Annotated in this window: 7 protein-coding genes and 2 pseudogenes; 4 read left to right on the top strand and 5 right to left on the bottom strand. The window is 69.0% G+C overall.

What is annotated here, in order from left to right:
• Window positions 1-103: pseudogene (locus ACTWQC_RS18030) on the top strand (IS982 family transposase); the annotation flags it as partial.
• A gap of 82 nt (window positions 104-185) precedes the next feature.
• Here the strand turns inward: ACTWQC_RS18030 and ACTWQC_RS18025 are convergent.
• From ACTWQC_RS18025 to ACTWQC_RS18010, 4 genes are all read right to left on the bottom strand, one after another.
• Complete coding sequence (locus tag ACTWQC_RS18025) at window positions 186-1,223, bottom strand: NUDIX hydrolase (RefSeq protein WP_443316721.1); 1,038 nt, start codon at window positions 1,221-1,223, stop codon at window positions 186-188.
• 98 nt (window positions 1,224-1,321) lie between these two features.
• A complete protein-coding gene (locus ACTWQC_RS18020) occupies window positions 1,322-2,254 on the bottom strand; it encodes a carbohydrate ABC transporter permease (RefSeq protein ID WP_443316720.1) in 933 nt (310 codons plus the stop codon).
• Window positions 2,251-3,174, bottom strand: coding sequence for a carbohydrate ABC transporter permease (locus ACTWQC_RS18015; protein ID WP_443316719.1), 924 nt, complete (start codon window positions 3,172-3,174; stop codon window positions 2,251-2,253). The genes ACTWQC_RS18020 and ACTWQC_RS18015 overlap by 4 nt, the downstream gene beginning before the upstream one ends.
• A 37-nt stretch (window positions 3,175-3,211) precedes the next feature.
• On the bottom strand, window positions 3,212-4,477 hold the full coding sequence (locus tag ACTWQC_RS18010) for an ABC transporter substrate-binding protein (protein WP_443316718.1): 1,266 nt from the start codon (window positions 4,475-4,477) through the stop codon (window positions 3,212-3,214).
• A 245-nt stretch (window positions 4,478-4,722) separates the two neighbouring features.
• Here ACTWQC_RS18010 and ACTWQC_RS18005 point away from each other — a divergent pair.
• Together ACTWQC_RS18005 and ACTWQC_RS18000 are read left to right on the top strand one after the other, a co-directional pair.
• Window positions 4,723-5,997 (top strand): annotated as a pseudogene (locus tag ACTWQC_RS18005) (glycoside hydrolase family 27 protein); the annotation flags it as partial.
• Between the two features lie 44 nt (window positions 5,998-6,041).
• Window positions 6,042-6,152 (top strand): NPCBM/NEW2 domain-containing protein, encoded by a 111-nt coding sequence (locus ACTWQC_RS18000; protein WP_443316717.1) that lies wholly within the window; start codon window positions 6,042-6,044, stop codon window positions 6,150-6,152.
• Window positions 6,153-6,360: 208 nt separating this feature from the next.
• Here the strand turns inward: ACTWQC_RS18000 and ACTWQC_RS17995 are convergent, their stop codons facing one another.
• The gene (locus tag ACTWQC_RS17995; protein WP_443316716.1) at window positions 6,361-7,332 is read right to left on the bottom strand and encodes an ROK family protein; all 972 of its coding nucleotides are present in this window, start codon (window positions 7,330-7,332) and stop codon (window positions 6,361-6,363) included.
• A 120-nt stretch (window positions 7,333-7,452) separates the two neighbouring features.
• On the opposite strand from ACTWQC_RS17995, the gene ACTWQC_RS17990 reads away from it, so the two are divergent.
• Window positions 7,453-8,499 carry a LacI family DNA-binding transcriptional regulator gene (locus ACTWQC_RS17990; protein ID WP_443316732.1) on the top strand — a complete coding sequence of 349 codons (1,047 nt, stop codon included), beginning with the start codon at window positions 7,453-7,455 and terminating at the stop codon, window positions 8,497-8,499.
• The last annotated feature ends 69 nt before the right edge of the window (window positions 8,500-8,568 follow it).

The raw sequence follows: 8,568 nt of genomic DNA, 5'->3' as shown, positions 1-8,568 counted from the left end.
TGTCCGCGTGGCTCAGCGGATCCTGGCGATGACCTGCGCGATCTGGCACAACCGCACCATCGGCGCACCCGTCACCCGCTCGCTGATCGCCTACGACCACTGAGCCACATCGGAACTAATCGTCTAGCACTGCTCTCCCGTGCCGGAGCCCGCACAGGAGTCAGCCCAACGGAACCCCCTCCTCGTCAGCCCACCGGAACCCCCTCCTCCAGGTTGAGGACCGTAGAGCGCTCGCGGGCGCGGAGCGCCCAGCGGAGGCGCTTGAAACGGACGGCGGGGAGCAGTTCCGCCGCCTCGCCCTCGCTGACGAAGCGGCAGTCCCGCAGCTCCGAACCCGGCAGCAGCAGCCGGTCCGCGCGACCGCCGCCGAGCCGCCCGCCGTCGAAGAGGAGGCGCAGGCCGCCGAAGGCGGGGGGTATGGGCGGCTCCCAGTCGACGACGAGCAGGCCTGGCACGCGCTCGAGTTCGATGCCGAGCTCCTCGGCGACCTCCCGCATCCCGGCCCTGGCGGGCGACTCGCCGGGTTCGACGACGCCTCCGGGAAACTCCCAGCCCGGCTTGTAGGTGGGATCGACCAGCAGCACCCGGTCCTGCTCGTCGAAGAGGAGCACCCCTGCGGCCAGGGTCTCGCCCGTGGGTTCCGGTGTCTGCACGATCTCGCAGGCCGCGGCTGCGCCGCTCCGTACGGCCTCGGCGATCTGCTCGGCGGTCTGCCGCGGCGTGAGCCGGCTCGTGTCGATGACGTGGGCGTCGGCAGCGAGCCAGGAGAGCGCAGCGGTGTACGGGGCGATGTGGTCCAGCGCCCACCGCCGGACGCTCGCGCTCCGCTCCCGGCCGCTCCCGAACTCCTCGCGCGCCGCGATCCGTTGGCGCAGGATCGTTTCGTCAGGTGACAACAGCACATGCCGTACGGGAATCCGGCGGGCGGCCAGGCGCCCGAAGATCTCGTCGCGGTAGTCCTGCCGCAGCAGGGTCATGGGGACGACGAGCGTGCCCCCGAGCTCGGCCAGCAGCGCCGCCGCGGTGTCCACCACCAGCCGTCTCCAGATGGTCAGGTCCTGGAAGTCGCCGACTTCGCCCAGCCGCTTCTGCGGGAGCAGATACCGCAGACTTCCGCCGGTCACTTCCGGTTCGTACAGGGTGCTGCCCGGTATCAGACCGGTCAGTTCACGAGCCGCGCTGGTCTTCCCCGCGCTGAACGCACCGTTCAGCCAGACGATCACGGTTCCCCCTCTTCGGTAGCCCCCAGTGGACTGCCCGCTACACCTTGCCACGGAAACCGGCCGTGGCAAGGTCGGCGAATGGCCAGCCCGGCCGGTCGTCAGCCCTTGCTGGAACCGAGCGTCAGACCCGCGATGAAGTGCCGCTGGAGGATGAGGAAGACGAGGATCGTGGGCAGGGCGACGATCACCGAGCCTGCGGCCAGCAGGTTGTAGTCGGTGAAGAACTGGCCGCGGAGGTTGTTGAGCGCCGAGGTGATCGGCAGCTTCTCTCCGTCGGAGATGAAGACCAGCGCCCACAGGAAGTCGTTGTACATCCAGGTGAACTGGAGGGTCCCGAGGGCCGCCAGGGCGGGGCGGCACAGCGGCAGGGTGATGCGCCAGTACTGCGTCCACACGCCGGCGCCGTCGACCCGCGCCGCCTCCAGGATCTCCTGCGGCAGCGTGCGCATGAAGTTGGCGAGGACGAAGACGCAGAAGCCCAGCTGGAAGCCGACCTGGACGGCGATCACGGCCCAGTACGAGTCGTACATCGTCATCGACTCGGACATCCAGTAGGGCAGCGGGACGCGGTTGAAGAGGACGTACAGCGGCGTGACGATGACCTGCTGGGGCAGCAGGTTGCCCGCGGTGAAGAGCATCAGCAGCACGATGCCGCCGCGCATCCGCAGCCGCGCCACCGCGAAGGCCACGAAAGAGGCCAGAAAGAGCGCGAGCAGCACGCCGGGGACCGCGATGATGAGCGAGTTGACGAAGTACGTGCTCATCCCGGAGTCGCTGAACGCCTGCCGGTAGTAGTCGAAGGACAGGCTGCGGGGCAGCGAGAAGTAGCCGTGCTCCGCGGTCTCCTGGTACGGCCGCAGGGACGCGTACACGGCCAGCAGCAGCGGCGCGAGAAAGCCCAGCGAGACGGCCATGAGAAAGGCGTGCAGCCCGAGCCGCCCCGGTCGGATACGCCGCCGGCCGCGGGGACGTTGCGAAGCCGCCGGTGCGGAGGAGGAGGCGGCGGGCGCGGGTGCGGTGTCCACGGTCATCCCTTCTTCTCCCCTCGGAGCTCCTGGACCAGGTACGTGATGATGAACCCCAGGGAGACGGTGAGCAGGACGACCGCGATGGCCGAGCCGAAGCCGATCCGGCTGGCCTCCCCGATGATGTTGTCGGTGACCAGGACGGAGAGCAGCTCGAGGCCGTTCCTGCCGTGGTTGATGGCGTAGACGATGTCGAAGGCGCGCAGCGCCTCGATGACGGTGATGACGCCGACGACGATGTTCACCGGCCGGAGGGTGGGGAGCACGACCCGGAAGAACGCCTGGGTCTCGCTCGCGCCGTCGATGGCCGCGGCCTCCTTGAGCGACGCGTCGACCGACTTGAGCCCGGCGAGATACAGGATCATCACGTAGCCCGTGTGCCGCCAGCCCGCCGCCAGCAGGACCATCCAGATGTTGAGGTCGGGGTCGCCGAGCCAGTCCACCGGGTTGTTCTGGTTGCCGAGCAGCGCGTTGAGTGCCCCCTGGTCGCGGGAGAAGACCAGCTGGGCGATGAAGCCGACGATGGCGAGCGACAGCACCACCGGCATATAGAGAGTCGACTGGTAGAAGCGGCTGAAGCGGACGCCCTTGTCGATCAGGACGGCGAGCAGCAGCCCGAGCGGCGTGGCGACGAGGCCCAGGAAGCCCAGCCACAGCAGGTTGTTGCGGACCGCGGGCCAGAACTGCGGATAGTCGGTGAAGAGCGTCTCGTAGTTCTTGCCCCCGACCCATTCGATGTCCCCGAGCCCGTCCCAGCTGGTGAAGGACAGCCCGATGGAGGCGAAGGTCGGGCCCCAGATCAGGGCGATGTCGAGCAGGACGGGTATGCCCAGCAGCACGCCGAGGACGGCGAGGTCGCGGCGGGTGAAACGGCGCGGGCCCCGCCGTCCTGCGCGTGCTGCGGGCCGCGCGGTCGAAAACGGCACGGAAGGTGACTCCTCGTCGATCGGTCGGGCTGATCGGCTATTCGGCGGCGAAGATGTCCTTCTTCTGCCGCTCGATGTCGTTCACCAGGCCGTCGATGTCGTTCGGGTTGTTGATGAACTCCTGGATCGCCCGGATCATCACGGTCGACGCGAAGTCGGGCCGTGTGTCGCGGTCCATGAACTGGGATATCTGCTTCGCCCCTGCGACCAGCTCGACGGCCTTCTTCTGCAGGGCGTTGTACGAGGAGGTGTCCGCGCTCTCGTTGACCGCGATGTTGTTCGGGTCGCTCTTGAGGTAGATCAGCTCGGCCTCCGGCGAGGCCAGATACTTCAGCAGATCCTTGCCCCCCTCGACATTCCTGGCCTTCTTCGCCATCAGGAACCCGTCGATCGGCGCCTCGACCGCGTCCTGGCCGTGCGCGGAGTCGATTTCCGGGAAGGGGAAGAAGTCGAGGTCCTCGCGGTCGGCGGCACTGAACTGCTGGCCCGGGTGCGGCAGTCCGAAGACGGTCATGCCCGCCTTCTTCTGCTGCAGCGCCTGGGCGGCCTCCTGCCAGGTCCTGCCGTTGGCGCCCTTCTGGTGGTACGGCATGAGGCCGCGCCACAGGTCGAAGACGTTCTTCACCTTGGGGTCGGTCCACGACTCCTCGCCGCTCATCAGCGATATGTGGAAGTCATAGCCGTTGGCCCGCATGTTGAGATAGTCGAAGGTGCCCATGGCGGGCCACCCGTCCTTGTCCCCGAACGCGAACGGAACCAGCCCGTCCTTCTCCATCCGCTTCGCCAGGGCACGGTATTCGTCGAAGGTCTCCGGCACCTCGTAGCCGCGCTCCTCGAAGACGCTCTTCCGGTGGAAGACGGCCCACGGATAGTAGTAGTACGGCACGAAGTACTGCTTGCCGTCCTCCCCGGTGGACTGCTTCTTCAGCGCATCGGAAAACCCGTCGAATCCCTGCCACAGATCACTGATCTCGGTCAGCAGCCCCCTCTTCGCGAAGAACTGCATCCGGTAGCCCGCGAACCACATGAACACGTCGTCCGGCGTGCCCTGCAGATACCGGTTGATGTTCTCCTGGAACGCCTCGTGATTGACGGTATTGACCTTCACCGTCTTCTTCGACTTCTTCTCGTACGCGTCGAAGGCCTGGGCGAAGGCCTTCTTCGGCACGGCGTCCGAGGCGTTGGAGCCCATCTTGATCGTGCCGGCGTCGCCCGGACCGCTGCCACAGGCCGCGAGCACCGAGGGAAGCGCGACGGCTCCCGCGCCGATGGCCGCACCCCGCAAAAGGGTCCGACGGGACATCCGACCTCCTGCCACGGCAGGACCGCTGAACGATGACTGCGCCATGTCCCTCTCCTTCGAGGTGCAACTCAACACAACCGAACGCGAGTGCTCGGATCTCACCCCGGTGGGTTCCGGCCGTCAAGGGGTTTGGCACGCCATTCGCCAATCGTTACCGCATCTCTTCCAACATAGTTCAACACGGCCTACCGTAAACGCTCTAGTGTCGAGTACATGACATAGAGCGAAGACGGAGGACCGGAACGATGTGCCATTCAGCTGCCCGAACGACCAGCCGAAGAGTGATCGGAGCCCTGACCACCGCGCTTCTCTGCGCGGCAGGTCTCGCCGCTCCCGCCGCAGCCCAGCCGGCAGCCCCCGGCGACGGGCTCGCCCTGACCCCGCCCATGGGGTTCAACAACTGGAACTCCACCCACTGCCGGGCCGAGTTCAACGAGGCGATGGTCAAGGCCATCGCGGACATCTTCGTCGAAAAGGGCCTCAAGGACGCCGGGTACCAGTACGTCAACCTCGACGACTGCTGGGCCCTCCCCCAGCGCAACGCCGACGGCAAGCTCGTCCCCGACCCGGTCCGCTTCCCCAACGGCATCAAGGCCGTGGCCGACTACGTCCACTCCAAGGGCCTGAAGTTCGGCATCTACACCAGCGCGGGCACCAAGACCTGCAACACCGCGGGCTTCCCCGGCGGCCTCGGACACGAGTACAGCGACGCCCAGCAGTTCGCCGACTGGGGCGTCGACTACCTCAAGTACGACAACTGCAACAACCAGGGCGTGGACGCGAAGAAGCGCTACACGACCATGCGCGACGCCCTCAGGGCCACCGGCAGGCCCGTCGTCTACAGCATCTGCGAGTGGGGCGAGAACAAGCCGTGGGAGTGGGCCCAGGACGTCGGCCACCTCTGGCGCACCACGGGCGACATCAGCGACAGCTGGTCCAGCATGGTTTCGATCATGAAGAAGAACCTGCCGCTGGCTCCGTACGCCAAGCCGGGCAACTGGAACGACCCGGACATGCTCGAGGTCGGCAACGGCGGCATGACCGACACCGAGTACCGCACTCACTTCTCGATGTGGTCGATCATGGCGGCCCCCCTCCTGATCGGCTCAGACCTGCGCAAGGCCAACACCGCCACTTTCGACATCCTGGGCAACCGCGAGGTCATCGCCGTCGACCAGGACCCCCTGGGCAGACAAGGCACGGTCCTCTCCTCCTCGAACGGACGGTGGGTCGTCGTCAAGGAGATGGCCGACGGCAGCCGCGCCATCGCGCTGTTCAACGAGTCCGACAGCGCCCAGCGCATCGCCACCACCGCCCAGGAAGCAGGCCTTCCCGCCGCCGACGCGTACAAGGTCCGCGACCTGTGGCAGCACAAGGACTACAACACCGCCGGCACGATCGCGGCGACCGTCCCCGCACACGGCACGGTCCTGGTCCGCGTCTCGACCGACAGCGAGTGGGCCGCGTACCCACCTGCCGCCGAACTCGGCCTCGAAGGAACCTCGGACACCACCGTCGGCGAGAGCAGGGCAGGCGAGGGCCCGCGCAAGCACTCTCGGCCGACGTGACAGACGCAAGCGTCGTACGCCTCGTCATCACGGATGCCGGCGACGGCATCGACTCGGACCACGCGGACTGGGCGGACTGGGCGGACGCCGAACTCACCTGCCGATAGGGCCCTTCGGGCATGGAGCCCGCAGCCGCGAGACGGCAGGAGGGGCCGGGGCGGGGTGGTCCCGCCGCGGGCGCAAAGCGTGATGTGTAGGCCGGCTTGCGGCCGCCCGCAGATGACCGACTACCAGGCCGGCCCGTAAATCATGCAGCCCCAGAGGGACCACCCCGCCCCGGCCCCGCCCCCGCAGACAACGAGGCGCAAACCCGCACTACGACCCCGCAGGCGAAACCACAACCGCAGACCGCCCCGCGCCGGACGGCGACCTCGCCGCAGCCGCCGCCCCGATCAGCCCCGCGTCCGTCCCCGTCTCAGCCGGCACAACCTTCAACTCCCGCACAAACGACAGCGTCGCGTAATCCCGCAGCGCCCGCCGCAGCGGCGCGAACAGCACGTCCCCCGCCGCCGCCACTCCCCCACCGACCACCGCCACCTCGATCTCGACGAGCGTCGCCGTCGCCGCGATCCCCGCGGCCAGCGCCTGCGCCGCCCGCTCGAAGGAGGCCCGGGCCACCGCGTCACCCGCCCGCGCCGCCCGCGCCACCGCCGCCGCCGTGGCGTCACCGTCGGCCCCGGGCAGCCACCCACTCTCCAGCGCCCGCCGCGCGATGTTCGGCCCACTCGCTATGCGCTCGACGCACCCCCGCGCCCCGCACGGGCACGGATCCCCGTCCAGGTCCACGCTGATGTGCCCGATGTGCCCGGCGTTCCCCGTGGGCCCCGGGTGCAGCCGCCCGCCCAACACGAGCCCGCCCCCGACACCGGTCGACACGACCATGCAGAGCGCGTTGTCGCGGCCGCGCGCCGCACCTTGCCAGTGCTCGGCGGCGGTCATCGCAACCCCATCCCCCACAAGGGTGACGGGCAACCCCCCGGCCGCCTCTCGTACGCGCTCCACCAGCGGGTAGTCCCGCCACCCCGGCACGTTGACCGGACTGACGGTCCCGGCGGAGGCGTCGACGGGCCCGGCGCTGCCGATGCCGACGGCGGTCGCCGCCGCCCACCGCGCGTCCGCCGCCAGTTCCCCGAGCACCGCCGCCACGGCTGCCATGACGGTCTCGCCGTCCTCACGCGCGGGAGTGGGCCGCTGGGCCCGCACGAGAAGACGGCCCTCGCCGTCGACCAGCGCCCCAGCGATCTTGGTACCACCGATGTCGAGGGCGGCGACGAGGTCGTTCTGCATCGGCGTTGTATCTCCTGGTGGGCGGCGGTTCCAGCGGTTCAGTCTCACTGGTTTTGACAACGTTGTCCAGGCTCTATGCTCGTAGCGCACCCGCCCATGGACGAACAGGACCCCGCCACCGTGGCCGATACCGCCCCTCGCACCAAGCGCCGATACGGCACCAGGCCGACCATGAAGGACGTCGCCGCACGCGCGGGCGTAGGCCTGAAGACGGTGTCGCGGGTGGTGAACGGCGAGCCAGGCGTGACGCCCGACACCGTACGCCGCGTGCAGGAGTCGATCGAAGCCCTCGGCTTCCGGCGCAACGACAGCGCCCGCGTGCTGCGCAAGGGCCGTACAGCCAGCATCGGACTGGTCCTCGAGGACCTCGCCGACCCGTTCTACGGGCCGATGAGCCGCGCCGTGGAGGAGACCGCGCGGGCCCACGGCGCCCTGCTGATCCACGGCTCCAGCGCGGAGGACGCGGGGCGCGAACAGGAGCTGGTGCTGGCCCTGTGCGCCCGCCGGGTGGACGGTCTGGTGATCGTGCCCGCCAGCGACGACCACCGCTACCTGGAGCCGGAGATCGCGGCGGGCGTGGCCACGGTCTTCGTGGACCGCCCGGCAGGCCGGATCGACGCCGACGCGGTGCTGACCGACAGCTTCACCGGCGCCCGCGACGGCGTCGCTCACCTCATAGCCCACGGCCACCGCAGGATCGGCTTCATCGGCGACCAGCCGCGCATCCACACGGCGTCCGAGCGGCTGCGCGGCTACCGCGCCGCCATGGACGCGGCCGGGCTGCCGGTCGACGAGTCCTGGGTGGCGCTCGGCTCCACGGAGCCGCAGCGGGTGCGGTCCGCGGCCCTGGCGATGCTCGACGGGCCGGCGCCGGTCACCGCGCTCTTCTGCGGGAACAACCGCGTGACGGTCACGGCCGTGCGCGTGCTCAATGGGTGGCCGCGGCAGGTCGCCCTGGTGGGCTTCGACGACTTCGAGCTGGCCGATCTGCTCTCCCCCGCCGTCACCGTCATCGCCCAGGATTCCGCCCAGTTGGGGCGTATGGCGGCCGAACAGCTCTTCCGGCGGCTCGAAGGCGGGGCCGACGAACCGGCCAGGTTCCTGCTGCCGACCCGGCTGATCCCCCGTGGCTCCGGTGAACTGCCACCGCCCGCGGACGCGGCCTGACGCACCGTCATCCGTCCAACGTCCCGCGCGTTTGCGTCTCATAGGGATCACATGGATCACAGGGATCAC

It is taken from the genome of Streptomyces sp. 8N616 (genome assembly GCF_052246385.1).
In the GTDB taxonomy this organism is placed as follows: domain Bacteria; phylum Actinomycetota; class Actinomycetes; order Streptomycetales; family Streptomycetaceae; genus Streptomyces.
The sequence above is the reverse complement of the archived record's forward strand: the minus strand, read 5'-3'. Positions and strand labels throughout refer to the sequence as shown.